At 40.9% G+C, this 26,409-nt stretch carries 25 protein-coding genes; 10 read left to right on the forward strand and 15 right to left on the reverse strand.

Going from position 1 to position 26,409, the window contains the following annotated elements; all coding sequences use genetic code 11:
- Window positions 1-125: 125 nt before the first annotated feature.
- Window positions 126-1,355: a beta-ketoacyl synthase N-terminal-like domain-containing protein gene (locus FTV27_RS05500; RefSeq protein ID WP_111885033.1), complete on the forward strand. Its 1,230-nt coding sequence runs from the start codon at window positions 126-128 to the stop codon at window positions 1,353-1,355.
- A 68-nt stretch (window positions 1,356-1,423) separates the two neighbouring features.
- On the forward strand, window positions 1,424-1,876 hold the full coding sequence (gene hemJ / locus FTV27_RS05505) for a protoporphyrinogen oxidase HemJ (protein ID WP_180077409.1): 453 nt from the start codon (window positions 1,424-1,426) through the stop codon (window positions 1,874-1,876).
- A 364-nt stretch (window positions 1,877-2,240) separates the two neighbouring features.
- On the opposite strand, the gene FTV27_RS05510 is transcribed toward hemJ, so the two are convergent.
- The 8 genes from FTV27_RS05510 to FTV27_RS05545 all read right to left on the reverse strand — a co-directional run bounded on the left by FTV27_RS05510 (window position 2,241) and on the right by FTV27_RS05545 (window position 7,037).
- Entirely contained in the window at window positions 2,241-2,471 is a 231-nt protein-coding gene (locus FTV27_RS05510; protein WP_180077411.1) for a hypothetical protein, read from the reverse strand.
- Window positions 2,472-2,674: 203 nt separating this feature from the next.
- Entirely contained in the window at window positions 2,675-3,112 is a 438-nt protein-coding gene (locus tag FTV27_RS05515; RefSeq protein WP_180077413.1) for a hypothetical protein, read from the reverse strand.
- A gap of 203 nt (window positions 3,113-3,315) precedes the next feature.
- A complete protein-coding gene (gene lysM / locus FTV27_RS05520; protein ID WP_078190053.1) occupies window positions 3,316-3,789 on the reverse strand; it encodes a peptidoglycan-binding protein LysM in 474 nt (157 codons plus the stop codon).
- Window positions 3,790-3,980: 191 nt separating this feature from the next.
- Window positions 3,981-4,217 (reverse strand): acyl carrier protein, encoded by a 237-nt coding sequence (gene acpP, locus FTV27_RS05525; RefSeq protein WP_078190054.1) that lies wholly within the window; start codon window positions 4,215-4,217, stop codon window positions 3,981-3,983.
- An 85-nt stretch (window positions 4,218-4,302) separates the two neighbouring features.
- Entirely contained in the window at window positions 4,303-5,037 is a 735-nt protein-coding gene (gene fabG / locus FTV27_RS05530) for a 3-oxoacyl-ACP reductase FabG (protein ID WP_078190055.1), read from the reverse strand.
- Entirely contained in the window at window positions 5,034-6,014 is a 981-nt protein-coding gene (fabD, locus tag FTV27_RS05535; protein ID WP_180077414.1) for an ACP S-malonyltransferase, read from the reverse strand. The genes fabG and fabD overlap by 4 nt, the downstream gene beginning before the upstream one ends.
- A 205-nt stretch (window positions 6,015-6,219) precedes the next feature.
- Window positions 6,220-6,402 carry a 50S ribosomal protein L32 gene (gene rpmF, locus FTV27_RS05540; protein WP_004279227.1) on the reverse strand — a complete coding sequence of 61 codons (183 nt, stop codon included), beginning with the start codon at window positions 6,400-6,402 and terminating at the stop codon, window positions 6,220-6,222.
- A gap of 77 nt (window positions 6,403-6,479) precedes the next feature.
- Entirely contained in the window at window positions 6,480-7,037 is a 558-nt protein-coding gene (locus tag FTV27_RS05545; RefSeq protein ID WP_078194223.1) for a DUF177 domain-containing protein, read from the reverse strand.
- A gap of 97 nt (window positions 7,038-7,134) precedes the next feature.
- Between FTV27_RS05545 and FTV27_RS05550 the strand changes: the two genes are divergently transcribed.
- The 3 genes from FTV27_RS05550 (at window position 7,135) to FTV27_RS05560 (ending at window position 8,931) form a co-directional block, all read left to right on the forward strand.
- Window positions 7,135-7,797 carry an elongation factor P hydroxylase gene (locus FTV27_RS05550; protein ID WP_180077416.1) on the forward strand — a complete coding sequence of 221 codons (663 nt, stop codon included), beginning with the start codon at window positions 7,135-7,137 and terminating at the stop codon, window positions 7,795-7,797.
- An 89-nt stretch (window positions 7,798-7,886) separates the two neighbouring features.
- A complete protein-coding gene (locus FTV27_RS05555) occupies window positions 7,887-8,504 on the forward strand; it encodes an L-threonylcarbamoyladenylate synthase (RefSeq protein WP_078190059.1) in 618 nt (205 codons plus the stop codon).
- 100 nt (window positions 8,505-8,604) lie between these two features.
- Window positions 8,605-8,931, forward strand: coding sequence for a hypothetical protein (locus FTV27_RS05560; RefSeq protein ID WP_180077418.1), 327 nt, complete (start codon window positions 8,605-8,607; stop codon window positions 8,929-8,931).
- Between the two features lie 14 nt (window positions 8,932-8,945).
- Here the strand turns inward: FTV27_RS05560 and FTV27_RS05565 are convergent, their stop codons facing one another.
- Window positions 8,946-9,665, reverse strand: coding sequence for a GNAT family N-acetyltransferase (locus FTV27_RS05565; protein WP_180077420.1), 720 nt, complete (start codon window positions 9,663-9,665; stop codon window positions 8,946-8,948).
- A 339-nt stretch (window positions 9,666-10,004) separates the two neighbouring features.
- Here FTV27_RS05565 and FTV27_RS05570 point away from each other — a divergent pair, with 339 nt between their 5' ends.
- From FTV27_RS05570 to rluB, 3 genes are read left to right on the forward strand one after another with little or no spacing between them, the layout of a single operon-like run.
- Complete coding sequence (locus tag FTV27_RS05570) at window positions 10,005-10,799, forward strand: ScpA family protein (RefSeq protein WP_180025022.1); 795 nt, start codon at window positions 10,005-10,007, stop codon at window positions 10,797-10,799.
- The gene (gene scpB / locus FTV27_RS05575) at window positions 10,796-11,392 is read left to right on the forward strand and encodes an SMC-Scp complex subunit ScpB (RefSeq protein WP_078190063.1); all 597 of its coding nucleotides are present in this window, start codon (window positions 10,796-10,798) and stop codon (window positions 11,390-11,392) included. The genes FTV27_RS05570 and scpB overlap by 4 nt, the downstream gene beginning before the upstream one ends.
- 41 nt (window positions 11,393-11,433) lie before the next feature.
- A complete protein-coding gene (gene rluB / locus FTV27_RS05580; protein ID WP_180077422.1) occupies window positions 11,434-12,552 on the forward strand; it encodes a 23S rRNA pseudouridine(2605) synthase RluB in 1,119 nt (372 codons plus the stop codon).
- A 51-nt stretch (window positions 12,553-12,603) separates the two neighbouring features.
- On the opposite strand, the gene FTV27_RS05585 is transcribed toward rluB, so the two are convergent.
- The 6 genes from FTV27_RS05585 to FTV27_RS05610 form a co-directional block, all read right to left on the reverse strand.
- Window positions 12,604-14,343: an ABC transporter ATP-binding protein gene (locus FTV27_RS05585; protein WP_180077424.1), complete on the reverse strand. Its 1,740-nt coding sequence runs from the start codon at window positions 14,341-14,343 to the stop codon at window positions 12,604-12,606.
- 13 nt (window positions 14,344-14,356) lie between these two features.
- A complete protein-coding gene (locus tag FTV27_RS05590) occupies window positions 14,357-15,496 on the reverse strand; it encodes an ABC transporter permease (protein WP_180077426.1) in 1,140 nt (379 codons plus the stop codon).
- 7 nt (window positions 15,497-15,503) lie between these two features.
- Window positions 15,504-16,442 carry an ABC transporter permease gene (locus FTV27_RS05595; RefSeq protein WP_078190067.1) on the reverse strand — a complete coding sequence of 313 codons (939 nt, stop codon included), beginning with the start codon at window positions 16,440-16,442 and terminating at the stop codon, window positions 15,504-15,506.
- A gap of 10 nt (window positions 16,443-16,452) precedes the next feature.
- The gene (locus FTV27_RS05600) at window positions 16,453-18,468 is read right to left on the reverse strand and encodes a M3 family metallopeptidase (protein ID WP_180077428.1); all 2,016 of its coding nucleotides are present in this window, start codon (window positions 18,466-18,468) and stop codon (window positions 16,453-16,455) included.
- 23 nt (window positions 18,469-18,491) lie between these two features.
- Window positions 18,492-20,255, reverse strand: coding sequence for an ABC transporter substrate-binding protein (locus FTV27_RS05605; protein ID WP_373687146.1), 1,764 nt, complete (start codon window positions 20,253-20,255; stop codon window positions 18,492-18,494).
- A gap of 67 nt (window positions 20,256-20,322) precedes the next feature.
- The gene (locus tag FTV27_RS05610) at window positions 20,323-22,050 is read right to left on the reverse strand and encodes an ABC transporter substrate-binding protein (RefSeq protein WP_180077494.1); all 1,728 of its coding nucleotides are present in this window, start codon (window positions 22,048-22,050) and stop codon (window positions 20,323-20,325) included.
- A 773-nt stretch (window positions 22,051-22,823) separates the two neighbouring features.
- On the opposite strand from FTV27_RS05610, the gene FTV27_RS05615 reads away from it, so the two are divergent.
- Window positions 22,824-25,535 carry a TonB-dependent receptor gene (locus FTV27_RS05615; protein ID WP_078194235.1) on the forward strand — a complete coding sequence of 904 codons (2,712 nt, stop codon included), beginning with the start codon at window positions 22,824-22,826 and terminating at the stop codon, window positions 25,533-25,535.
- Between the two features lie 148 nt (window positions 25,536-25,683).
- Window positions 25,684-26,382, forward strand: coding sequence for an energy transducer TonB (locus FTV27_RS05620; protein ID WP_180055273.1), 699 nt, complete (start codon window positions 25,684-25,686; stop codon window positions 26,380-26,382).
- The last annotated feature ends 27 nt before the right edge of the window (window positions 26,383-26,409 follow it).

Consider the following 26,409-nt stretch of genomic DNA (forward strand, 5'->3'; position numbering starts at 1 on the left):
ATAAGAATTCAAAAAGCTTTCTGCTATCATTATTCCAATCAAATTATATGAGTTCGCCTATTTAGAAAGTTTCCTTCGTATACTTTCTATAGCTTGCTCACACACTACCTATAAAGGATCTGTAGATGAAACGTGTTGTAATCACTGGTATGGGCATCAACTCATGCATTGGTAATACATTAGAAGATGTCACTCATTCTTTGCAAAACGGGATTTCTGGAACACGTTTCAACCCAAGTTATGCTGAACTTAATTTTAAAAGTCATGTCAGTGCGGCTGCAGAACAAAACTTTGACGGTATTGACCGCCGTTTAAAACGCTTTATGGGCGTATGCGCAATGTATGCATACAACTCAGCTTTGGCTGCGGTAGAAAATGCAGGCTTAACAGCAGAACAAATTGGCGGTAATCCACGTTACGGTATTGCGGGTGGTTCAGGTGGTGGTTCAACTGCATCTGTTGTTGAAATGAAAGAACTTCTAGACACCAAAGGTGCACGTAAAGTTGGTCCATTCTTTGTACCACGTAACATGACCAACACCATTACCGCAAACGTGGGTGTTGCATTTAAAATGCAAGGTATTGCACACACCATTACTAGCGCATGTGCAACATCTGCAGATGCCATTGGTTATGCATACAACCTGATTCAATTAGGCAAACAAGACTTAATGCTTGCCGGTGGTGGTGAAGAAGACCATTGGTCACAAAGTCTTTTATTTGATGCAATGGGCGCACTTTGTTCAAAATACAATGACACTCCTGAAACTGCTTCCCGCCCTTACTCTGCTGACCGTGACGGTTTCGTGATCGCTGGCGGCGGTGGCTTCGTTGTACTAGAGTCACTTGAACATGCTCAAGCACGTGGTGCAAACATTTTGGCTGAAGTTGTCGGCTATGCAGCAAATTCTGACGGCGCTGACATGGTTGCACCATCGGGCGAAGGTGCGACGCGTTGTATCCTTATGGCTTTAGAAGAAGCTAAACAACATGGTGTAGATACCATCGACTATGTTAATACACATGGTACATCTACTCCGGCAGGCGATGTCACTGAACTTAAAGCGATGGAGCGTGCTTTCGGTGAAGGGCAAGTTCCTCCGCTCAGCTCAACCAAGTCGATGACCGGTCACAGTCTGGGTGCTGCAGGTGTACAAGAAGCGATTTACTCTATTTTAATGATGCAAAATGACTTTATTGCACCGAACATCAACGTGACTGAACTTGACGAAGGCGCAAAACCTTTTGATATCGTACTTGAAAAACGTGATGCAAAATTGAATACTGTGATGAGTAACAGTTTTGGTTTTGGCGGTGTAAACGCTTGCCTCGTTTTCAAAAAATGGGAAGCATAATATAAAGTTTGCTGCTTTGGCGCTTCGGTGCCAAAGCACATACCCACCGCCCTTTTAAGGGTTAATATATGGATGCTCCATCAGATGCTTTCCTCTGGGTAAAAGCATTGCATATCATCGCAGTTGTTTGCTGGTTCGCAGCGCTATTTTATCTCCCTCGCCTTTTTGTCTACCATGCTATGAGTGAAGATGCTACCAGTCATCAGCGCTTTCAAATCATGGAACGTAAGCTATACCGCGGCATTATGTGGCCCGCTATGATTGCTACACTGATCACTGCGCACTTCCTCGTCGATTGGGGTGATGCAACACGACACTACCATGAAGCGCTTTGGTTCTATTTAAAAGTTGGATTGGTGGGACTATTGGTGATTTATCATTTTGTTTGTGGTTATTACCGTAAAAAGCTTATCGAAAATGCACATTATAAGTCGCATAAATTCTGGCGTTATTTTAATGAAATGCCCACTTTGATTTTATTTGCGGTTGTCATTTTAGTTGTAGTGAAGCCAAGCTTCTAAACGACTGTAAAAAAGCCCCTACTCATTGGGGCTTTTTTATTTCTATACCAAAATGTTTATATACAAAAACTACAACTGCACACAGCTATCTAAAATATTCCAATTGTGTGCTCTAAATTGCTCACGCGGATACGGCACTTCAGCACACAACATCCCCTCTTTCTTAAAGAAACGTCGACCGTGGCTATTTTGACTCAACTGCGTTAAATCAGTCGCCCCCCTGATTCAACAAATTAAAAATCATAATACGATCATTCAAAATATGCCCTGCAAGCACAGAGTGCTCCCAAGGCACCCCCTCTATATTGGACAAAGTATTGCCCAAATAATTTTTGATATACCAAGATGAATACTGTCCCTGTTTTTAACCACCCTGCATCCTAAACGAATCATAAGAAAGCTCAGATAGCTGTGCCGCCTCTTCATATTGCTTAAACAATTGATTTGCAGTTTGATTTGGCAAATACAACCAATACATCAAGGAGGTATTCCAGCCCGATGATTGCTGCACCTGCTTCAACACCGCATATACGCCATAGGCTTCCAATTGCGCTGCTGAGCGCAAACTCAACTGACGAGTACTTAAAGGCTCCAAATAAACTACTTGTCCAGTCTTTAATTGTTCATTACGTATAATTCAGACATAACGTGCCAGCCAGTTTTGAATCAGCATCCTTTCAACCAATGAGTTCGGGCGCTCAAGCATCTGCTGCAATCATTGATATTCAGCCATATATGCATCCAGCTTATCCTCTTTATTTAACGCAATATTGATCTGATAAAGGATCGCCAACTGATTTAAATACTTAAGTCTGGATATGTGGAATTGCTCGGCATACTTAGACTGCGGTATTGGTCTGCATGCTGCAACCATGTGTTAAAGCGCTGCAACGGCACCTTTTCTTGCTGTATCAACGCACCAAGCACCAGACGATGCTCAACAACAAATGCACTAACCGCCGTAGGATCATCGACCAGCAATTGCTGAAACTCAGCAACTAAATTCGTCTGTTCTTCTGACCACTTTTCACGCGTTAGCTTCGCATTCAATGGCTGGCCCAATGCATTCTGATGCTCTTGCCCCAACAAACTAAATGCCCAATCTTGATGATAACGATAGCGCCCAACATTCAATGCCGAAAACCGATCTCCAGCATTCAGCCCAAGCAAGTTAAAATACGGCTCTTGTGTGTAATTTGAAAGATAAGAAATTTCAGACTGCTGCCACTTGAGCACCCGAGGATCAATACGCTCCTCCCACCGCAGCCAAAGACAAAAACACACAACAACTGCAAGCAACAGCAAGAAAATAAAGATGATTTTTTTGTTTCATTGCTTTCTTATTTTGAATTATTTCAGCCGCATTATATTCAACTCCACCATTCACGCATACAAAAAAAAGCCATCACAAGATGGCTTTTTGTTTTAAACGCAAATACTTATGCAGGAATACGCAGTACTTGCCCTGGGAAAATGTCATCGGCATTTTTTAACAAAGGACGGTTCGCTTCAAAAATTTTATTGTATTGATTTGCATCACCATAAAATTCTTTAGAGATTTTAGACAGGTTATCTCCCGACTTAACAGTATAGAATTTACTTTCAGGCTCAGGACTCGTCACTGTTAACTGATCATCCACTTGCGCCACATGATCAATATTCCCTACTGCCAAGATAATCTTTTCACGATCTGCTTGGCTTTGTACCTGACCTTTCACTGTTGCTAGATCTGAAGTCCCGTTATAACTCACAGACAAGCCTGTTACAGGTAAGCCCAGTGCTTTGATATGACCCAATAACTTATTGGCAATTTCTTGTGCAGATGGCTCAGAAGGTGTTGCTGGCGCTGCCTGAGGCTCTGCAGGTGCTGTATTTTTTTTACCAATACCTTTTACAAAATCAAAAAGACCCATGTTTTTCTCCGTTGTTTTTACTGTTTTAAATCATTTAACTATTGTTCAAACTCTATTCTTATAGCTAAAAAATAACCGCTTTTGAGTTGTTGTTGGTGACAGAAACGTAAGCTAATGTAAAAACAAAATATTCGGCATAAAAAAAGCCACCGAATGGTGGCTTTTTAAATCAGCATCGCTGAAATCTAAAATTAACCTAGTTTCTTAGAAACATAGTCAATTGCAGATTGTACAGTAGTGATTTCGTTTGAATCTTCATCAGGAATAGTGATGTCGAAATCGTTTTCGAAAGACATAACTAATTCAACTAGGTCTAGAGAATCTGCACCTAAGTCATCCATGAAAGAAGCTTCGTTTTTGATCTCGTCTGCTTTAAGACCAAGTTGTTCAGCTACTGCTTGTTTTACGCGTTGTTCGATATCGCTCACAGGAATTCTCCTCATTGCTTGTGGCGTTTTTAATGCCGTTAGTTTAATTGAATCTAAATCGTTTTGAAAGTTTATACTTGAGCGCTTAGCTCATGTATAAACCACCATTTACATGTAATACAGTTCCGGTAATGTAACTTGCCTTTTCAGAAGCAAGAAAACTTACGGCATTTGCGATATCTTGTGGCTCACCTAAACGGTTTAAAGCCACTTGATCACTCATCTTTTTACGAATTTCTTCGCTTAACTGTTCTGTCATTTCTGTTGCAATAAAGCCCGGAGCCACTGCATTTACAGTGATTTGGCGGCTTCCCATCTCTTTTGCAAGGCTGCGACCAAAGGCCTCAATCCCTGCTTTTGCAGCAGAATAGTTTGCTTGTCCTGGGTTAGCAAAATGTGCAACCACAGAACTAATATTAATAATTCGGCCAAAACGTGCTTTGGTCATACCCTTTAAAACACGTTTAGAAAGTCGATAAACGGCTTTCAAATGAATGTTGAGAATGTCATCCCAATCATCTTCTGACATACGAAGTAACAAATTATCTTTGGTAATACCAGCATTGTTCACTAAAACCAATACTGAACCAAAGTTTTGCTCAATGTCTGATACCAATGCATCAATTGCAGTTGCATCACGTACATCTAGAACTTTACCCGCACCATTTTCAGCAAAAGCAGCAGATAATTTTTCCGCACCCGCTTCTGAAGTTGCAGTACCTACAACAAAATAACCGTCTTGAATCAATTGCTGAGCAATTGCTGCTCCAATCCCTCGGCTCGCACCTGTTACTAAAGCAACTTTGCGTTCTTGTGTCATGCAATTTTCCCTTCTGCCACTAAAATGGCATTCAGTGCATCTTCCATACGACCTTTCGTGTCGAGTGGGAATGCTTTTTCAATATTTGGCAAACGTTTTGCGAGATTCGCAAGGACATTACCCGGACCACATTCAGCAATGTACTGAATACCTTGGTCTTGCAAATACTGCATGGTCTTTGTCCACTGTACAGATTGGTATAACTGTGCAGTTAACGCCTGACGTAATTGCGCTACATCAGTCGCGATTTCAGCGCCTACATTTTGTATTACAGGTATAGTAGGCAGCTCAATGGCAGTTTGTTCCAATGCTGTCGCAAACTGTTCAGCAGCAGGTTTCATCAATGCACAATGCGATGGCACAGAAACCGGAAGTGCGATTGCCTTACCGCCATTATCTTTAGCAGCAGCCATAACCGCTTCAACCATGGCTTTATCGCCCGCAATGACAACTTGACCTTGTGCATTATAGTTTGCAGCATCTACTGAACCTGGGCCTTCTGCTTGAGCACAAAGTTCAATGACTTTGGCATCATCTAGACCCAAAATTGCCGCCATTGCACCTTGACCTTCAGGTACAGCACTTTGCATTAACTGACCACGTAGGTTCACCAGTTTAACGGCATCACCTAGGCTCACCGCTCCCGCAGCAACCAAGGCGCTGTATTCACCTAATGAGTGACCCGCAAGGTATTTCGGTGCAACACCACCTAACTCTAACCACACACGCCATAAAGCAATACTGGCCGTCAGTAGTACAGGTTGAGTAAATTCTGTTTGGTTTAACCCTTCACCACTTTGCGCAATTTGCCAAAGATCAAAGCCAACCGCTTCTGATGCTTCTGCAAATGTTGCTTGCACACTACTAAACTGTTCTGCAAGTTCAGCGAGCATGCCGACTTTCTGTGACCCTTGACCCGGGAACACGAATGCAGTTTTAGTAGCTTGAGCTGCTTGCTCGAGTTGTTTAGCAGACATAAAAAAATCCTTTATCAAGACTGGTGAATTTATGCTATTTGGACATTTATTCAACACAATCCCATGTAAGCTTGTTTCAGGGACGGAAATTTAACACTTAATTTTTGTCTTGGTAATTGCCAAATGCAACAAAAAATCGGTACAAAAAAAGGGAGCTTAACGCTCCCATTTTTTCTACTAAGCTTGACGCTTAATACATCACCAATTATTCAGCAGATGCTTTAGCGAATAATTGACGACCACGGTAGATACCATCTTTAGATACGTGGTGACGACGGTGAGTCTCGCCAGTAGCTTGGTCTACAGTTAATGCATTCTCGGTTAAAGCGTCATGTGAACGGCGCATGTCACGGCGAGAGCGACTTTTACGGTTTTGCTGAACGGCCATGATGGCTCCTTACAAAGATCGAAAAAATGGATCAGAACAAATTCGATTGTCTTATACTCAAGAGTATAACACAAAAATTAGTTAAGTTTACCCTTCAAACCTGCCAAAACATCAAACGGGTTGTCCCGTTTTTCTTCAACAAGCTCTTCAGCGGCAGGTTGATGCTTATGTTCACAAGCGTCGTGCTTAGGTGACAAAGGCATCAACAATAACAATTCATCCTCTATCAGTGAGAGTAAATCAGCAGTCGCAGGTGCATCATATGAACCTTTGGTTGTTGCTTCACTTTCACCTAAAACGATGAAATCAGCATCCTCATCCAAGCGCTCTATCAGTGACTCGTCATCTACAAGAGCTAGATGAAAACTTGAAACAAGTGGGATCTCAACAGTATCCAGACAACGCTGGCATTCCATTGGAACATTTGTTTCAACATGACCATCTAGCCATACAATGCGATGATAAGCATCCATTGATAGCTTACAGTCTATGTTAATCAATTGATCATCAATTGATCCAACAGCTTCACGAGCAATACGAACAAAGCGAGATAATGGCAGTGTTCCTGACCATTTAAAGCCCTGTTCAGCCCATTTAAACGGCTCAATCTGTGCCGGAAAGGTATTTGCTGACATAATTAAGGCGGCAATTCTACAAATTCATCAGTACTCTGTCAAAGATTAAGATACAATTTTGTACTTATTTAGACAGACCATTTGGGTAACTTAAGTTATGCATCTGTTGCAGCCGCAAACAGAAGTGAATGTTTCATCACTTATGAGCACAATTTCAACGCTTGATTCTGACATTTCAACCGACCAAGTGCAACTCTCGGCTTGGGAGAAACTTTCCACAGAAGCAGAACACGTCGATTGGCTCATCTTACACTTTAATCATTGGTTTTCCCACCTGAATGTGTGCTTAGTGAAAGGTGACTGTGAGCCCGAGTACTTTCCTGCCGATTTAAACGGCCCTGCCCGTATTCAATTTGCTCATGGTTATTTCAATAGCGCTTTGCATGAAATTAGCCATTGGACTATTGCTGGCGAGCAACGCCGTTTACTTCCCGATTTAGGCTATTGGTATGCACCAGATGGTCGTAGCAAAGAGCAACAAGCCCTCTTTGAACAGGTAGAAATTAAGCCCCAAGCGATCGAATGGTTATTTGCCAAAGCCTTTGGACGTAAATTTCGTGTCTCACTTGATAACCTCACTGGTGAAGGCGGTGATGGCAGTAGCTTTAAAGATAATGTCTATGCACAATTACAGGCTTATTTTAAAGGTGAAGCCAAACTTCCACGCGATGCTTGGCGCTTTATCCAATGCATTTGCCACTGTACACGTGCTGGCAAAATGTTACAGGCAAATGAATTTCAACGTGAAATGCTTGATTAAATTATACAATTTGACTGCATTTCACGTTGCACAAAGCGAATAGACCGCGACATAATGTCTAGAGCTTTTAATAATAAGAGGAAAACGACATGTTGCATTTAAGAATACATCCGGAAAATCCTCAGCCCCGTTTAATTACGCAGGCCGTTGAACGGATTCGTGCCGGCGATGTGGTGGTTTATCCTACAGATGCCGCCTATGCCATCGGTTGCCAGATTGGGAACAAAAATGCCATGGAACGCATTGCCCAAATTCGTCAGCTCGATGCTAAACATCAATATGCGATTATTTGTGCAGATTTATCTGACATTGCCACGTATGCCAAAGTCGACAATGCCATGTATCGTCTATTGAAAAATAACACCCCTGCGGTCACCACCTTTATTTTGCCTGCGACCAGTGAAGTTCCTCGCCGTTTAATGCATCCTAAAAAGAAAACCATTGGACTGCGTATTCCGAGCAACCCGATTTGCCAATTATTACTCAAAGAATTGGGTGAGCCTTTATTAACATCGACCTTAATTTTACCGGGCCAAAAAGAACCGATTGATGATCCTTACGAAATTGAACTGCAAATCGGCAAACGCATAGATGTATTGATTGATGGCGGTTTAGGTACTTTAAATACCACTAGCGTTGTAAACCTTGCAGGTGAATACCCTGAAGTGATTCGCCGTGGTGTCGGTGATGTCAGTGCATTTGAATAGCATGTACTATTAAATACATGCTGTCGATTAGAAGCACAGCATGTAAAATACATCGGCTCAAAACGCGGTTAAAGCACCTTTCGATAAAGGAATCGACCTGATGACTTTATTTCAGATTTTACTCAAGCTCCAAAATGCGACAGACCTCAGTGTCTCCGAGCAAAGCAGTCTCAATCATCTTGCTATATATGCCACTGAGCATTGGACTTTAGAATCCACGGCTCAACTAAGGGCAATAGATAAAAATTTAATTTCACCAATAGCGACAACACAGCCGCAGGCTTTTTCTTACTTTCTACATGCATCAATGGTCAAATCGCTGTTTAAACGTAGAGCTAGTCAAAATCTCTGCTCGCAAGCACAGTGCCAACACATTATCGAATTTGCACTTGAACAAAGGGTCTTACTAACAGGCTTAAAACCTTGATAGTGTGCTTTTGCTCAAGCGCAATAAAGCTGCATAAATTCTTTTAAGTGAATTTTTTGTTGTCCCTGCTCATCAAAATTATTTGTATTGAGCCAAGCTTCATATGCTTGAGACAACATTGGCCAATCCTGATCCAACATCGCAAACCAAGCAGTATCACGATTACGACCTTTCACTATCACATGTTGACGAAACAACCCTTCAAATTGAAAGCCAAAACGCAAAGCAGCGTTTTTCGAAGGCGTGTTCAAGTCATCACACTTCCACTCCACCCGTCGATATCCCGCTGCAAAGCATGCTTTTAACAATAGATAAATGGTTTCTGTTGCTGCGGTTGATTGCTTCATTAAACTTGAAAAATAGACATTGCCAATTTCAATGACAGCATGTGCTGGGCGTACATTAAGCAAACCAACCCATCCTACAATGGCATCACCAACCTCAATGACATAATGCATCGAACCGGCAAAATGAAAGGATTGCTGAAAATAATCAAGCAATTGCTGCATGCTTTGAATTTGAGAATAAGGCAAATACGTCCAACAACGTTCATCGGGTTCTTGTTGTACTGTCTGCCATAGCCGCTGTAAAAGACTATCATCAAGCTGATCGGGCAACATCGGAATAAGCCGAACAGATTGCCCCACTTCGGTTTTACATCTGAACTGGCAAGGTTCAAACTGCGTCAACGTCATCCCTACAGACTGACCCCATTGATTATATTGTTGTGGCATAGCTAATATTCTTTTAGTCAGTTCATTCAAATCATTTCATGTTGGACGCCCATCATCCAGACATCACAGCTTAAATGCGCTCACGGATTGATGAGTGTATTTTTTATAATTAACACAAGATGTGATCGATATCACAGCTTTAAAATTTTACATGTGTATAAATAAAGCCTATTCCCTATAAATTTTAAGTTTTTTACCCAATTCAACCGTTCAGTAATTTCTTTAAACGCATTTTTCCATTACACTATTCCCTATAACTTTTGTGCTTTTACTTTCGATGTGAGATCGAAGCGAAAGCTGTCTGCATGCCTTTGAAAATTCGCGTGGCCTATAATTGCAATGAACCAAACTGTCCATAATTCTATGGAAGATGCTCCACACATTCGCGTTTTGGATGAGTGGCAAGAAGCTATTCCAGAAGATTTGTACATCCCACCCGCTGCATTTGAAATTCTATTAGAGCATTTCGAAGGACCACTCGACTTTCTGATTTACCTGATTCAAAAAAATGGCTTCGACTTATTACAAGTCGATATTGCCCCGATTGCATCCCAATATTTGTCTTATATGGATGCAATGAAATCTCTAGATATTGAATTAACTGCAGACTATATGGTGATGGCAGCCCTATTGGCCGATTTAAAATCGCGTCTATTATTGCCAAAACCTAAATCGACCGCAGCACATGAACAAGATCCTAAACAAGAATTGATTGACCGTTTAGAAACGTATTTGCGCATCAAACAAGCTGCGGAAAGATTAGGTCAAATGTCAGTATTGGATCGAGATACATTCGATACCAATGTCAGTTTAGGAACGATTGTCGAAACCAATGACGGTTATGACATTCAATTACTTCGTGATGCCATACTCTGTGTTTTTAATCGACCAGAACCAGTTACCCACCAAATTTTACAAGAACCTGTCTTACTCGAAGAACGTATTGCTTATATTGAAACTAAGCTTGAGTCAGGTGAAGTATTAGATTTTGAAGACTTACTCAAGCCAAGCCAAGGCCGCATGGGTGTTGTCGTGACATTTATGGCTGTGTTGGAACTGACACGCCAACAAAAAGTTCAAATTGTCGCATCAGGTGTAGAAGCACCGCTTGCAATTCAAGGAGCACGTGCATGAACACTGAACTTAAACAAATGACTGCGGTGTCTTCAGAAGATAATCTGCATGAAATTTTGATGCAGCTTGAAGCCATTATTTTTGCCAGTGAAGCGGCAGTGAGTATTGCCCGTTTAAAAGAGGCTTTCCAAGACCGTTTCAGTAAAACCGAATTACGCCAATATTTGCAGCAACTTTCAATGCTGCAACACGGCAGATCAATTGAACTTGTTGAAACCGCTCAAGGTTTCCGTTTTCAAGTACGTGCAAAATATCGTAATATTATTGCACAGACCTGGCCTGAACGACCAACTCGTTTATCGCCATCCTTGCTCGAAACTCTTTCTGTCATTGCTTACCATCAACCGGTAACCCGCGCAGATATTGAGCAAATCCGTGGGGTGACCAACAATAGTCAAATTTTACGTACGCTATTTGACTGGAACTGGATTAAAGAATCTGGTTTTCGTGAACTCCCAGGACGACCCGCGTTGTTAGTTACAACGCCTCAATTTTTAAATGCTTTTGGTCTAACCTCTTTGGGCCAATTGCCTCCCCTGCAGGATGCCAAGGAAGCTTTTATGGCCCTCGATGCGAATGCACCGAAGTCATAAATAGGTGAACTGTTGATGATAATTTCTAAGGTTATGCTGTCATGAGTGAAAAATTGCAAAAGGTGCTCGCACGCGTTGGTTTGGGTTCTCGCCGTTATATGGAAGAAGTCATTGCCGCTGGTCGTGTGAGCGTAAATGGGCAAGTTGCCCAAGTGGGTGAACGTATCGAACCAGGTGATGAGCTTCGCATCGATGGTCGTAAAGTTCAGTTCCAAATTGAAGACGAAATTCGTCGCCGTGTGTTGATTTACTACAAACCAGAAGGCGAAATTTGTTCACGAAATGACCCTGAAAACCGTCCAACGGTATTTGAACAATTACCTCAAATTACAGGTGATCGTTGGGTGATGGTGGGTCGTCTAGATATTAACTCTACAGGTCTATTGCTGTTCACGAATGACGGTGAACTGGCGAACCGTTTAATGCACCCATCTAGCGAAATCGAACGTGAATATGCCGTTCGTGTCATGGGTGAAGTCACCCCTCAGTTAAAAAACAACATGTTACAAGGCGTTGTTTTAGATGATGGTCCAGCAAAATTTGAGTCATTCTCTGAAATTGGTGGTGACGGTATTAACCGTTGGTATCAAGTGATTGTAAAAGAAGGTCGTAACCGCGAAGTTCGTCGTATTTTCGAGTCTCAAGGTTTAAAAGTGAGTCGTCTTTTACGTACACGTTATGGTTCAGTAATTCTGCCACGCGAACTGCGTACTGGTCGCTGGATCGAGCTAGATAAACAAGATATCGACAATTTAACCAAGTCCGTTGAACTTAAACCACGTCAAGGTACTGGCCTGTTTGGTATGGCGAAACGTCGTACTGAACGTATGCAAGACAAACCAATGGCAGCACGTCGCGGTGGTTACTTACGCCAACAACGTCGTGACAGTGACGAAAACCAGCCACAACAAAGCAATGGTTATCAAGACAGTCGTGGCGAACGTCGTACTGGTCGTACTGAAGGTGGTTTCCATGGCAATGGATTTAATCGTTCAGAGCGTCGCAACGACGGTTTCAACAATAACCGTAATGATCGCAACAGTGAAAACTTCGGTAACCGTGAACGTCGTAACGACAATTTTGGCAATCGTGAGCGTCGTAATGACTCTGTGCCAAGTCGCGCATTTAGCGGAAACAACAAAGGCTTTAAGAAATTTTAATTTCTTAAGTATAAAAAAACCGCTCATTTGAGCGGTTTTTTTATACCAATACTAAACAAATTGTTCAGTGGTTTGTGGAATCGCACTCAGCAAACGCTTGGTATATTCATGCTGAGGTGATCGATACAACTCATCCGAGTTTGCAATTTCAACGATATCACCATGGTTCATCACCATGATTTGGTCAGAAATATATTTCACCACAGATAAATCATGTGAAATAAAGATATAGCTCAAACCAAATTCATCTTGTAAATCTTGCAATAAATTCAGAACTTGGGCTTGAACCGAAACATCTAATGCAGAGACAGACTCATCACAGATCAAAATTTCTGGCTTTAAGGTCAAGCATCGTGCAATGGCAATACGTTGACGCTGACCACCAGAAAACTCATGTGGATAGCGATAAAATGCTTGGGAAGGCAAACTGACTCGCTCTAGTAAATCAAACGCCATTTGCTCTCGTTCTGCATCATCCTTTCCTATCTGATGCACTTGCATTGGCTCCATCAGAATTTGACCCACAGTAAAACGTGGATTAAGTGAAGCGTAAGGGTTTTGGAAAATGATCTGTATTTTGCGCTGATATTGGGTAAACTCTTTTTCGCTCATCGCCAAAATATCATGACCTTCAAACAGCGCCTGACCACCTGTCGCTTCCTGTAGACGCATCAGTAAAAGGCCGATTGTAGTTTTACCTGAGCCAGATTCTCCAACCAACCCGAGCGTTTTACCTTTCGCCAGTTGAAACGAGACACCTTTGACCGCCTGATACTCATCCTTACCAAATAAACCCTTGCGACTATAAAACGATTTTTTTAAGTCTTTGACATCTAAAATAATCTGTTCATTACCCGTAAGACCACGCGTTCGTTGTCTACGGGTTTCCTCAGATAAATGCACATCCTCAATCAGCTCATCACCATTTTGACGCATAAAATCACTGATCATCGGTAATTTATAAGGACGCTCTGACATCTGTGGACGACACTTAAGCAAAGCTCGAGTGTAGATATCTTTAGGATGATCCAGCACTTCATTGACCAAGCCTTGTTCTCGGATTTCTCCATGACGCATAACAATCACCTGATCGGCAATTTCGCTTACCAATGCTAAATCATGCGTAATGAACAGCATCGACATCTCACGTTTCTTTTGCAAGGCTTCAAGTAAATCTAAAATTTGCTTTTGAATTGTCACATCAAGTGCCGTGGTTGGCTCATCGGCAATCAATAACTTCGGCTCACATGCAATTGCCATTGCAATCATGACCCGCTGTTGTTGGCCACCTGACATTTGGCTAGGATAGGCATCAATTTTCGTTTCAGGAGAAGGAATACCCACTTCCTTCAATAATTCCAAAGTCCGTGCTCTTGCCTGCTTACGTCCCATACCTAGATGAAGTCGTAATACTTCGGCAATTTGATCACCCACCGTAAAGACTGGATTGAGTGACGACATCGGTTCCTGAAAAATCATCGCAATATCTTTACCACAGATATTACGCATTTCTCTTGGAGACAGACTCAGTAAATCCTGCCCTTCAAAAACTATTTTACTGCTTGCATCTATACGGCTTTGATCACGTGGCAACAGCCCCATGGTTGCCAACGAGGTCACCGACTTGCCACTGCCAGATTCTCCCACAAGTGCCACAGTTGTATTGGCAGGAATGTCAAAAGATATTCCTTTGACCGTTTCGATATAGCTTTTATCTTCGGCTTTAAAGCTCACTTTCAGGTTTTGAACACTGAGGAGCGTTGGTTTAACAGTTTGATTTTGTTCCGTCATCCTTTACTCCTCCTTATTTCAATTTTGGATCTAATGCATCACGCAATGCATCAGTAAACATCGAAAATGCCGTAACCAAAACCGCCATCGCTACAGATGCTGCGATAAGTTGCCACCATTTACCTAAAATCAATTCACTTTGTGCTTCATTAAGCATACTTCCCCATGACACAACCCCAACAGGAACGCCAAATCCCAAGAAGCTCAAAATCACTTCTGACTTAATAAAGGCCACCACTAAAATCGAGATTTGCACCAATGCAATATGACTGACGTTCGGAAAGATATGCACAAAGATGCGTCGGAAATGACTCACTCCTATCGCTTTGGCAGCGAGTACATATTCACGCGAAGTATGTTTCATATACTCTGCACGAATCAGGCGATACACCCCCGTCCATCCAGTAAGCCCTAGAATGAGGACAATCGATAAAATCCCCTTTTGTTGTAATACAGCTGCAATCGCAAGAACCAAGAGCAAATACGGAATCGAAGTAAAAATGTTATAAAACCAGTTTAAAATGTCATCAACCCAACCACCGAAATAGCCAGAAATTGCCCCTAAAATTGTCCCAATCACGACAGCAAGTAATGCAGCTACCACGCCAACAATAATAGATGTTTCAGCACCTTTAATGGTTTTTTGCAGAACATCCTGCCCCCATTTATCCGCACCAAACGGTAAAGTTTGTTTTAGCTCGCTTTGTTGATCTAACAAATGACCACCCAATTGCTGATCAATCACTTTCATATCTTCTGCTAGTGGATCGACAACGCCATAGTAGTCAATTGCATTGGTACCACCTTGCTCAGTCGCAATCTCTGCATTCAGTTCAGCAATTACATCTTTTAAAGGATCAACAGGATTTTCAGGCAATGCCATATCTTCTGCTGATGCTTTGGTTTTGGCTGTTTCATTAAGTTTCGCCCCAATAAAACTTGGAGGTGCATAACTCACAGCCACTTCTTTATTCCAATTGGATGCAACCAAGCCTGTCATCGACAATAGCAACACCACGAAATAACACAGTACAACGAACAACGACACCATCGCTAATTTATCGGCTTTTAGGCGTCGCATCGCCAACTTCCACAAGCCAGTCGATGCAGGTGTTGATGCCGTTGCTTTGGTCTTATTGAATATTCCTAGCATAGGCCACCTACTTCAACTGAACGCGTGGATCGACAAGTTTATAAATCAAATCCGCGATTAAGTTAAAAATCATTGTAGCCGCTGCAACGTAGACTGTAATCGCCTTAATGACAGGGAAGTCACTGCGCTCAACAGCAATAATGACTTCACGACCAATACCCGGAATACCAAAGAATCGTTCAATCAGGAAAGCGCCTATCAGCAGTGCCGGTAGACTCGACATGACATCGGTAATAATTGGAATTGAGGCGTTACGCAGTACATGTACACCTAAAATACGGCTTTCACCCACACCTTTTGCACGCGCAGTTCGAACATAGTCTTGATTGACTTCATCCAATACAAAACTGCGGTATAAGCGCAAAGTTGGCGCAATACTTACCACCAACATAATTAAGATAGGCAGTAAACCGTATTTAAATAAGTTTTCGCTAAAGTGATCACTCCAGCCTTGAACCGGAAACCAGCTTAACTGATATGCAAAAACGTATTGGAAAACAATAATGTAAACTAAAATACTAATCGACATACCAATCGTACATAGCATCATAATCATACGATCGGTTAATGTGCCACGAACTGAAGCCACAGCAAGTGCCAAACCAATTGAAATGATCGTTTGCAAAATGGTTAAAGGAATTAAAATCGTCAGTGATGGTCCTAGACGGGTCAAAATAATATCTGACACCGACTCACCTGTACTCCAACTCATTCCATAATCAAAAGTTAAAATCTGCTTAATGAAAATCCACAATTGGACATAGTAGGGTTGATCAACCCCCAACTGTTGACGGATGTTTTCAATTTGCTCTGGGTTCGACATTTTGCCTGCTAGAATATATGCAGGGTCTCCACCTACCCAGTTAAATAAGAAGAATATGAGCAGAACAACCCCCAACATCGTTGGGATCATCTGCCATATACGCCGTATGATATATGCCAGCATAAAGTTGTCCTTACTTCACTCGTTGCCCTGTAATTTCATCAAAGAAAGCTTTGTTATCAGGTTTACGACCTAAGAAATCATGCACCAGTTTTTCGGCTTCAAATTGACCACCTTGCGACAAGATCGTTTTACGGTAGCGTTGTCCCACTTCAGGGTTATTTAGGTTATCTCCGAAAGCAGACAACATATCGAGTGCCATCACTTCAGACCACATATAACCATAATAGCCAACTTGGTAACCGCCCATGATGTGGTTGAATTGTCCTGGGAATTCAGTGCTTGGGACATAGCCTAAAGCTGTCTCGCCTTCCATTTTCTTCCAGACATCTAAGGGTTTAACACTCAAAGCATCTGATGAGTGAAGTGCCATATCATATTTTGCATACAAGGCTTGACGTGCATAATGCAAACCACGTCCATAGCTATGAACCGCTTTTAATTTATTAATCAGTGCGTCATCTACAGGTGGACACGCTGGATTACAGTAATTTGCGAGTGTAGATAAAGTTTCTTTACGACGCGCCCATTCTTCATACATTTGTGAAGGTGCTTCTACAAAGTCGCGCTCTACTGAAGTCCCCGATTGGGATGCATAGCGTGTATTGGACAAAATACCGTGTAAAGCATGACCAAACTCATGAACAAAGGTTTCAAGTTCATCACTATTTAGACCTTTACGGTTAAAATTAGTCACCAAAGCAGAAATCGGTTTACGCTTAGTCAAGGTACTACCACCTTTTACGCCCCAAACAGCCGCATGACCATACTTCCCTTCACGTGGGTATTTATCGATATATAAACCACCAAGCAGTTCACCAGTCTTTTTATCTTTTACATCGTAATATTCAACTTCTGACTGCCAAACATCGACTTTCGCAGGCTTAAATTCAATGCCATAAAGGTCAGATGAAATGGCAAAAATCCATTCTTGAGATGCTTGGGTTGGGAAATAGTCACGCAATTTTTCTTGATCGATTTGATACTTTTCTTTGCGAAGTTTTTCACTCCAATAACTCTCACTCCAGCGATTGATTTCAGCTTTTTCGAGTGGAATTTTCAGGCTTTTCGCTTTGAATTCACGTAAAGTCTCAACTTCTTTTTTCTCTAAAGGTGCCACCGTTTGATGAACATCGGCTAAGAACTTATTCACTGTTTCAGGGTCTTTTGCCATACGGTGTTGCAACACCCATTCGGCATAGCTTTTTTTGCCAAAGAGCTGCGCAATTTCATAACGTAAATCCATTGCTTGCTTTAACAATACTAAGTTTTTCTCAGTACCACGACGCGTGAATGCAGTTTGGTAACGCTTACGCGCATCATCGCTTTCTGCTAGTTCCATAAATGGACGGTATTCTGGGTATTCAAAACCGAGCAAATAATTGCCCTTTTCATTTTTCTTTAAGCCCGAAATATAGTTATCTGGCAAGCCTTTCAACTCCGCCGGTGTAAACTCCAGTTTTTCTTTATTATCTCGTACATTACGCGCATATTCTTGTTCAATTTTTGCTAATTCATCAAAGATAGCTTTCAAACGAGCACGTTTTTCAGGTGTAAATTGCACCCCTGTATTTTCAAAACCATCCAAGATGTCTTGACGCATTTTTTTATCAATTTCGTCATTGGTTTTGAGTTTTTTAATTTGCTCATAAAGTTTTGGATTTTGATAAACCGAAGTTTGAAACTCCATAATTTTAATTTCACAATCTTCCGCGGCCTTACGTAAAGCCTCATCAGGATCGACGTTACTATACAGTCCGATTGGTCCATAAAAATCTTCAAATTTGGCAAAAATTTGATCCCACTCCGCCAAAACAGGTGCTGCTTTTGCATTATTTTTTATCTTTTTTTGCTCAAATGCCGCCAAATCTGTTTTCACTTGCTGAATTTTGGCATCACACAGCGCAGGTATTTCTTTGGCTTGGAACTTTGGCAAAGTACTCCGTATTGAATCTTCGGCTTGAACGAATTGGCTAGCGCCGATCATCAACATACTGAGGGTGGTGAGTTTCAAAGCTTTATTTTTCATAATTTCTCCAGTTTTGTTCCATTTTATTTTTTCGGGTCAATATCGATGTACATCCATTCTGTTGCCAAAATTGGATGCTTTTTATAACCAATCACGCGTGGTTGCGACAACACACTACGGTAACGTGCATAATTAATTTGGACAGGCATGTACACTTCTAATATGCGTGACATTTTCCGATAGATTGCATCACGCTCCGGTCCCGGTTTCATACGCTGCGTCTGTTCATATAAACGGTCGTATTCAGGAATTTTTGAACAGCCGTTGTTGGTGACATTGATATTTTTGCCATAGAACAATTGCATAAAATTGTCTGCATCTGGATAGTCTGCGATCCATGCAGATGCTTTAAACATGGTTTTACACTGTTTTTCGGCTTTTAAAGCTTCTGCAAATGGCATCGACTTTGTTGTCATTTTAATTTTGATGCTATCTAAAGTTTTCTTCCAAAATTCGCCCAACTGCTGACTACGGCTACTATTGCCCGATATCGTCATTTCAATCGTAAGTGGTTTACCATTCGGTTGAGTACGCCAGCCATCTGCGCCGACTTTATAGTTATAACGATCGAGCAATAAATTTGCCGCTTTAACTGAGTATGGAATACTCGACTTATAATTCGGGTCATAGCCGACAACGCCGAGTGGAATTGGGCTTTGTAATTTTTGTGCATCACCATTCATCAAAATTTTGATTTGATTATCTGCTGAATAAGCCATCGCCATTGCACGACGTAATGCAATTTTTTCTTTACTAAAACCTCCAACCACAGGGTTTTGCATATTCCAATAGTGATAGTCGATAGAGGGGTCAGAAATCCGCGACATTTGGATGCCTTTTTTAGCCAACTCAGGCTTTAACTCTCCATCTTTTAAGGCTTGTACCGACAAATCTCCATCGAGCACCAACAAATCCGCTTCATTTTTTGCAAAGGTCAACCAACGTGATTGTGATTCTTCCATCACCTGAATATCAATCACGCCAATTTGCGGCATTTTTTTGCCTTGCATGGCTTTTACAATCTTTTCATCTTTGGCATCTGATGCCTTGAAGTCCCAGACAAAACCACGATAGTTGGGATTGGCCTTTAAAATAATTCGTGAACCAGGTGTCCAGCGTGTCAAAATATATGGCCCTGTGCCCACAGGTTTACCCATCACAAAACCCGCTTTGTCTCGATATTTTTCGACCACTTCACGTGCCATGGCCGATGCAGGTTGATGAGCCAATAACATTGGAAAGTTTTGATCTGGAGAATTTAAACGAATGACAAGGGTATACCGATCAGGGGTTTGTATGCCTTCAATGGGCGCATCATAATCAAACTTACCTGTTTTTTTCGCCTTTTCTAGAACCTTCTCCATCCCTAAAATACGACCATCAAGTAGCCAACTGTTTGGTGAACGAAGTTGTGGATCGACTAAACGTCTAAAGGTATATGCATAATCAGCCGAGGTTAATTCTCTTTTTTTGCCTTTAAATACAGGATCATCAGCAAAAAAAATGCCTTTTTGCAGGCGAATGGTATAAGTCAAACCATCAGCACTGATTTCTGGCATCGCAGCAGCCGTTTTAGGAACCAACTTTGCCGGAGATGCTAAATAATCATAGGTATATAAGGTTTCAAAGATTGAGGTATTCACATGTGCAGAATACAGATCATGTACGCCAACTGGGTCAAAACCTGTTTCTGCGACAGGGAAAATATGACGTAAAACTTTATTTGGATCTGCTGGATTCTTTGCCGATGCTAATGTCGGCATCGCATTGAACAACACTCCCCCCATCAAACACGCTGTAGCAAATTTGGTTAGCGTAAAATTCGAATTTCGCTTCATTGTAATCCTGACTCAATTATTTTTTACTAGGCTGAATATCGAGATATTGCCAACTGGTGTTCATCATTGGATGTGTTTTATACCCCTGAATTTCAGGGTGAATTAACCAATTACGAATCCGTGTAGAATGGATAATCCAAGGGTTATCCGCTTCAATTTGACGGTTCATTTTTTCATAAAAAGGTTCACGATCTTTAGGTTTCAACACAATAGCTTGCTTATATAATGCGTCATAAGCTTTAGATTGATAACAACTTAAATTCCCTTGTCCTGAATTTGGCCCATATAGTAATTGAGCAAAGTTCTCCCCTTCAGGATAATCTGCAATCCACGCTCCAGACCACATCATATATTTACATTGCATTGCTTCTTTTAAATTGTCAGCAAAGTTACTGACCTTAAACTGTACCCGTATCCCAATGGCATCGAGATTTTTTTTCCACAACTCAGATTGAATCACCGATTTAGAGCTATTTTCAGTATTTATTTTTAAGATCAACGCTTTACCATCGGGCAAGGCTCGATAACCATCAGCACCTTTCTTATACCCAAATCGATCCAGTAATTTATTGGCCAGCAATGGGTTATATCCCAAACTACTGCGATATTTTGGATTAAAGCCACTCACGCCTTCTGGTAAAAACATTTCAGCCTTTACGGCCTGCCCTTGATATAACTGTTTAATCGATTCAGCTTGATTGTATGACATGCTGATGGCACGGCGTAAAGCGATCTTTTCAAGGCTTTGACCACCGACAAGCGGGTCTTGCATATTGAACATGCTGTAGGTGATTTCAGCGTCTTTATTTGGATAATGCTTAATGCCGAGCTTTTGCATATCAGGCTTAAGTTTATTTTGAGAATCTAAGGCTTGTGGGACAGCATTTGAGGTCAATTTATCAAAATTTAGCTGCCCTGTTTTAAATGCTAACCACCGTGACTGTTCTTCTTCAATAATACTGACGGAAACCTTGCCGATTTGTGGCATTTTCTTCCCGTTCATTTCTTTGACTAACTGATTGTCCCAAGCGGTGCCTGTCGATTTAAAATTCCAGACAAAACCACGATAATTCGGATTTGCAACCAATTCTATCTTGCTACGTGGAACATATTTACTGAGCTGATACGGTCCTGTTCCCACAGGATGCTGTGCAATTTTATTGCCATAAAATTCAACAACTTCTTTTGAAATTGCACCAAACGTAACATAGGCCAAAATATATTGAAAATTATAGTCAGGGCGCGTCAAAGTAATTTGCAAAGTATAAGGATCTATCGCTTTTAGGCCGGCAATAGCCGCATTGTAATTAAATTTTCCTGACTTCTTTGCATCCGCAACGACCGCATCCCCGCCTAAGATTTTGCCATCAATAAATGAATAGGTCGGAGAACGGTTAGCTGGATCTAAAATTCGTTGAATCGCGTAAATGTAATCTTGCGCAACTAGCTCGCGTTTTTTTCCCTTAAAGGCTGGATCATCTGAAAAATGGATGCCTCGTTTGATTTTGAAGGTATAGACTTTTCCTTCTTGTTCAATCTTTGGCATCGCTTCAATAGTATTTGGAACAAGAACAACAGGACGTGCTAGATAGTCATATTTCAATAAGGGTTCAAAAATGGCTTCCGCAATATTGCCACTATAATAATTATAGGTTTTGACCATATCAAAACCATCATCCGGTGCTTCAAATGCAATATTTAAAACTTTATTCGATTGTGCAGAAGCTTGAACCTCGGCCATCATCCCTGTTGAAATTAATAATGCAAGGAGCGCTATTTTAAATTTTCTAGTTTCCAAACCTTTTCCTTTCTGATGATTTTTTAATAATACAAAGCCGCAAGCAGACTTTAAATAAAGCCACCTTTACTAAAATAAAATGAACCAGTTTAAATTAAGTTTTAAACGTAGAACTTAATACAGTAATTAATATAAAGCGAAATTCATGCCACCACTCCTTGGTTGAAAGTTATCTGAATTAAATATCCTTTTAAATTCATTTTTTAAGATAAATTTATACTAATAGCGACTTTCCGAGTAAAGCTCGTTTTTATCAAAAATTCAACTCTTGTTGTTGAACGCATCCAAGCATATTTTGCACAAATATAATACACTCCTGATTCATAATGGATCACCTTCAGATGAAATGACAAGTCATCAGCATATAAACCAATGAATTATATGTTTTTATTTTTTATTTATTCCACTGATTAATCTTATAAATCAAACACATAAATATGAATTAATTCACACTTTTTAAGGTTTAATTTGCACCTAATCATATTTTTAAAAAAATTTTGATCAAAAGTTAAATTCCTGATAAAACCTAATTAAAAGGATAACTTTAAAAAAAATATACTTACCGTTCATCTTAAAGTTCTCCACTTTAAACTCAATAATGTAGATATTTATCAGTATTTTATATTTGAAAATAAAATTTAAATATAAATTTGGCACTTGAATTGCTTAAAAAGAATCAAGCAATATCGCTAACTACAACAAAAAGGAATACTTTTACTATGAAAGAGAAAAAAAATGCTAAATCTGTGGGGGGCACACCATTTAGCAAAACAATACTAAAATTAAGTACTCTTAGTTTAAGTATGCTGTGTTTATCTTTAGCGCATGCAGCAGAAACAAATGAAGAAGAAACAGTAAAGCCAACGAAAGTAGCCAAAGTAACTGTGACTGGTTCATCCATTAAAGGGGTTTCTGCTCAAAGTTCTTCACCTATTACGGTGATTAAAGTTGAAGAATTAACTAAACAAGGGGTTACAACGACTGAAGAAGCCTTAACTAAAATTAGTGCGAACCAAGCGGGCTACAGTACAGCGCAAAACGTTGGTGCAAGTAATACGTCAGGCTCAACAGCGAACTTACGTGGCTTAGGATCAGATAAAACCCTCGTCTTACTTAATGGACGTCGTTTGGCTTATAGCCCATTTAGTACATCTGAGACCAACTTAAATACTATTCCGCTTGCAATGGTTGAACGTATTGAGGTTTTACGTGATGGTGCCTCTGCAATTTATGGTGCAGATGCAATCGCAGGTGTAATTAACTTTATTACAAAAAAACAATACACTGGCTTAGGTATTAGCGGTGGTTTACTCAAACCAGAAGATAAAGGCGGCGAAGAATACGATGTTTCGATTTTTGGTGGCTATGGCGACTTAGATGAACAAGGTTTTAACGTTTATGGCGCAATTGACTACCGTAAAGCCAAAGAAATTATGGCAAAAGACCGTAAAGTCAGCCGTCGTGGTGGCCTTCTACCTGAGTTAGGTATCGATGCTGGTTCAGCAAATGGCTTCCCTGCTAACTTTCTTGATCCAAACGGCGGGCCTTTAGATGCTGACGGAAATCCTGAAGGTGTATTAGCGAACCCGTATGGTGGTGCAGCCAATTGTAATAATTTAACCAATGTCACTGAAGATGGCGGACTCTGCTTCCTTAATACGCAAGCTTTAATTGGTATTCAGCCAGAAACTGAGGACTTGTCTGCAATTGGTCGTGCAACCATCAAACTTAGCGATAACTTCAACGCTATTGGTGAATATGTCTATGCAAAAAGCAAAGTGACGACATCTATTGCTCCAGACGTCTACAGCCGCTCTGTCACGATTCCTAAAAGCAGTCAATATTATCCAGGCGAGGGTATTACCCCTGGTGTTGATGGTCTAAGTGGTGATCCATTACAACTTTACTTACGCTCTCAAGCGGGCAACCGTGTTTCACAATCTATCAATGAATCTCATCGTATTTTTGCTGGACTTGAAGGTGAAGCATACGGTTGGGATATCAACGGTGGCGTAACTTACGCAAAAGGCGAAGCATCAGATAGCTTTGTTAGTGGATACTTAAATCGTAACAAACTACAAGAAGGATTAAATGACGGCACAATCAACCCATTTGGTCCATCTGCAGATGCTAACGTTTGGACCTCATTAAATGTGAGTGGTACAACAAACGAAGCAACACTTGATTCCACAACATTTGACTTTACCGTGAGCCGCCCGATTTACACCTTACCAGCTGGTGATGTTGGTTTTGCATTTGGTGGAAGTTTTACAACTCAAGATTGGGAAGCAAAAGTAAACTCTGAGTTAGTACGCCTTGTACCAGGTAGTGGTATTGACCCTGACAAACCTCTGAGTAAAGGTGACCGAGATATTACTGCCGCTTTTGCTGAGCTTCAAATTCCAATTACCAAAACAATTGAAGCTCAACTTGCAGCACGTTATGACGACTACAGCGATTTTGGCGACACTTTCAATCCAAAAGTCGGTATTCGTTGGGAACCAATGAAGCAACTTATGTTCCGTAGTACCTACAGTACTGGTTTCCGTGCTCCAAGCCTTTGGGAAATTAATGCGCAACAAAGTAAAACCTACACTGGCGCAAAATATAACGACCCTGTCCTTTGCCCAGGCGGTAAACCAACCTCAACTCAATATCAAACCGAATGTAATACTCAGTTCTACCGTATGCAAGGTGGTAACCCAGATCTTCAACCAGAAGAATCTAAAACATTTACAGCCGGCTTTGTTTACGAACCAATTAAAAACTTAGTTTTAGCTGTTGATTATTACAACATTGAAATTGACGAATTAGTTGGCCAAGTGGGTGAAACTTCAATTTTTGAAGATCCTGAGAAATATGCTTCATTATTCGTGCGTGGTGCCGATGGTCGTATTGAATACATCAATACCATTCTAATGAATACAGGGGGTATTAAAACTCAAGGTATCGACATTAGCTTAGATTATCTTTCACCATTAACCGCGACAGGTCGTTTCGGCTTTGGCATTAATGGTACCTATGTCATCAAAAATGACTATCAAGAAGAAAAAGATGGTGCTTGGGAAGGCTTAGTTGGCGTGTATGACGATCCAGCTGTTTTACGTTGGAAACACACAGCAAATCTAAACTGGAGTTATGAAAACTGGAAAATGATTTTTGAACAACAGTTCTTCCGTGGTTATGACGACCAAAACCAAACTGGGAAAGCACAGTTCGACAAACATCGTGTTCCTGACTACACCCTTTATAACATTGCAACAACTTACAGTGGATTTAAAAACTTAGAGCTCACTGGTGGTATCAAAAATATCTTTGCTGAAGAACCTGCAGCATCGAACGTTTTAGATAACTTCCAATATGGCTATGACCCACGTTATAGCGATCCTACTGGTCGTACATTCTATGTCCGCGGTACTTACAAGTTCTAAAAGCTAAATTTGCAAGTACGATTCCAATAGGAATCGTACTTGCACTATTTATTTAATTAATTAGTCAAACATAAAAAATGCAAAAAACACTTATATCTCAAGTGCCAATTTCACTATTGATTGTTTGTCTCACATTTCAGGAGTAGTAATGGGCAAAAGCTTTTCCGAATTAGAAAATAATTCCGGCAAACGCCTGATCGGAATTGGGGCAGTCATTCTTCTGCATCTCATTGTACTCTACGGATTAATTACTGGCCTGTCCAAAAAAGGTGAGAAAACTGTAGAAGAACCTGTTGAATTAATCATTATTCAAGATAAAAAACCTGAGCCAGAAAAACCGAAACCAATTGAAAAACCACCTGAATTACCAAAACTCGTTAAGGAAGTGCTCAAAACACCAGACCCTCAACCTGAACAAAAGGTCGTTGAAAAAGCTGCACCAACTCAAACAGTTAAAGCCGTTTCAACACCTACGCCTACAGCTTCCCCATCTCCTAGTCCTGTGGCAGCACCAGCACCTGTAGCTGCAGCAGCTCCAGCACCTGCCCCTGCTCCAAAACCAGCTGGGGAAACACGTGGTGCATCTGAGGGAAGCGTTGGATGTAAAGAACCAGATTACCCTCGTGAAGCTGCAATGGCAGAAGAAGTAGGAACTGTCCGCATCTCTGTATTGGTTGGGCCTGACGGCAGTGCGAAACAAGTGAAGGTCAAAAAATCGAGTGGTACTAAATCTCTAGATAAGGCTGCTAGCAAAGCATTCAGCTTATGTACATTTAAGCCTGCACTCAAAAATGGTGAGCCAGTTGAAGATTGGTTTGATATTGAATACGAATTTAAACTTGATTAATGAATCTACAAAAATTTGGAGAATATA

The organism is Acinetobacter sp. YH12251 (assembly GCF_013417465.1).
GTDB lineage: Bacteria > Pseudomonadota > Gammaproteobacteria > Pseudomonadales > Moraxellaceae > Acinetobacter > Acinetobacter amyesii.

Excerpts from the sequence above, each read along its gene's own strand:
- FTV27_RS05570 (WP_180025022.1), top strand. The coding sequence starts at position 10,005 with ATGAACCAAACTGTCCATAATTCTATGGAAGATGCTCCACACATTCGC.
- FTV27_RS05620 (WP_180055273.1), top strand. The coding sequence starts at position 25,684 with ATGGGCAAAAGCTTTTCCGAATTAGAAAATAATTCCGGCAAACGCCTG.
- FTV27_RS05605 (WP_373687146.1), bottom strand. The coding sequence starts at position 20,255 with ATGGGGGGAGTGTTGTTCAATGCGATGCCGACATTAGCATCGGCAAAG.
- FTV27_RS05600 (WP_180077428.1), bottom strand. The coding sequence starts at position 18,468 with ATGAAAAATAAAGCTTTGAAACTCACCACCCTCAGTATGTTGATGATC.
- FTV27_RS05565 (WP_180077420.1), bottom strand. The coding sequence starts at position 9,665 with ATGCCACAACAATATAATCAATGGGGTCAGTCTGTAGGGATGACGTTG.
- FTV27_RS05550 (WP_180077416.1), top strand. The coding sequence starts at position 7,135 with ATGCATCTGTTGCAGCCGCAAACAGAAGTGAATGTTTCATCACTTATG.
- FTV27_RS05500 (WP_111885033.1), top strand. The coding sequence starts at position 126 with ATGAAACGTGTTGTAATCACTGGTATGGGCATCAACTCATGCATTGGT.
- FTV27_RS05590 (WP_180077426.1), bottom strand. The coding sequence starts at position 15,496 with ATGCTAGGAATATTCAATAAGACCAAAGCAACGGCATCAACACCTGCA.
- FTV27_RS05610 (WP_180077494.1), bottom strand. The coding sequence starts at position 22,050 with ATGATGGCCGAGGTTCAAGCTTCTGCACAATCGAATAAAGTTTTAAAT.
- FTV27_RS05595 (WP_078190067.1), bottom strand. The coding sequence starts at position 16,442 with ATGCTGGCATATATCATACGGCGTATATGGCAGATGATCCCAACGATG.
- FTV27_RS05615 (WP_078194235.1), top strand. The coding sequence starts at position 22,824 with ATGAAAGAGAAAAAAAATGCTAAATCTGTGGGGGGCACACCATTTAGC.
- FTV27_RS05560 (WP_180077418.1), top strand. The coding sequence starts at position 8,605 with ATGACTTTATTTCAGATTTTACTCAAGCTCCAAAATGCGACAGACCTC.
- rluB (WP_180077422.1), top strand. The coding sequence starts at position 11,434 with ATGAGTGAAAAATTGCAAAAGGTGCTCGCACGCGTTGGTTTGGGTTCT.
- fabD (WP_180077414.1), bottom strand. The coding sequence starts at position 6,014 with ATGTCTGCTAAACAACTCGAGCAAGCAGCTCAAGCTACTAAAACTGCA.
- scpB (WP_078190063.1), top strand. The coding sequence starts at position 10,796 with ATGAACACTGAACTTAAACAAATGACTGCGGTGTCTTCAGAAGATAAT.
- FTV27_RS05545 (WP_078194223.1), bottom strand. The coding sequence starts at position 7,037 with ATGTCAGCAAATACCTTTCCGGCACAGATTGAGCCGTTTAAATGGGCT.
- hemJ (WP_180077409.1), top strand. The coding sequence starts at position 1,424 with ATGGATGCTCCATCAGATGCTTTCCTCTGGGTAAAAGCATTGCATATC.
- rpmF (WP_004279227.1), bottom strand. The coding sequence starts at position 6,402 with ATGGCCGTTCAGCAAAACCGTAAAAGTCGCTCTCGCCGTGACATGCGC.
- lysM (WP_078190053.1), bottom strand. The coding sequence starts at position 3,789 with ATGGGTCTTTTTGATTTTGTAAAAGGTATTGGTAAAAAAAATACAGCA.
- fabG (WP_078190055.1), bottom strand. The coding sequence starts at position 5,037 with ATGACACAAGAACGCAAAGTTGCTTTAGTAACAGGTGCGAGCCGAGGG.
- FTV27_RS05555 (WP_078190059.1), top strand. The coding sequence starts at position 7,887 with ATGTTGCATTTAAGAATACATCCGGAAAATCCTCAGCCCCGTTTAATT.
- FTV27_RS05585 (WP_180077424.1), bottom strand. The coding sequence starts at position 14,343 with ATGACGGAACAAAATCAAACTGTTAAACCAACGCTCCTCAGTGTTCAA.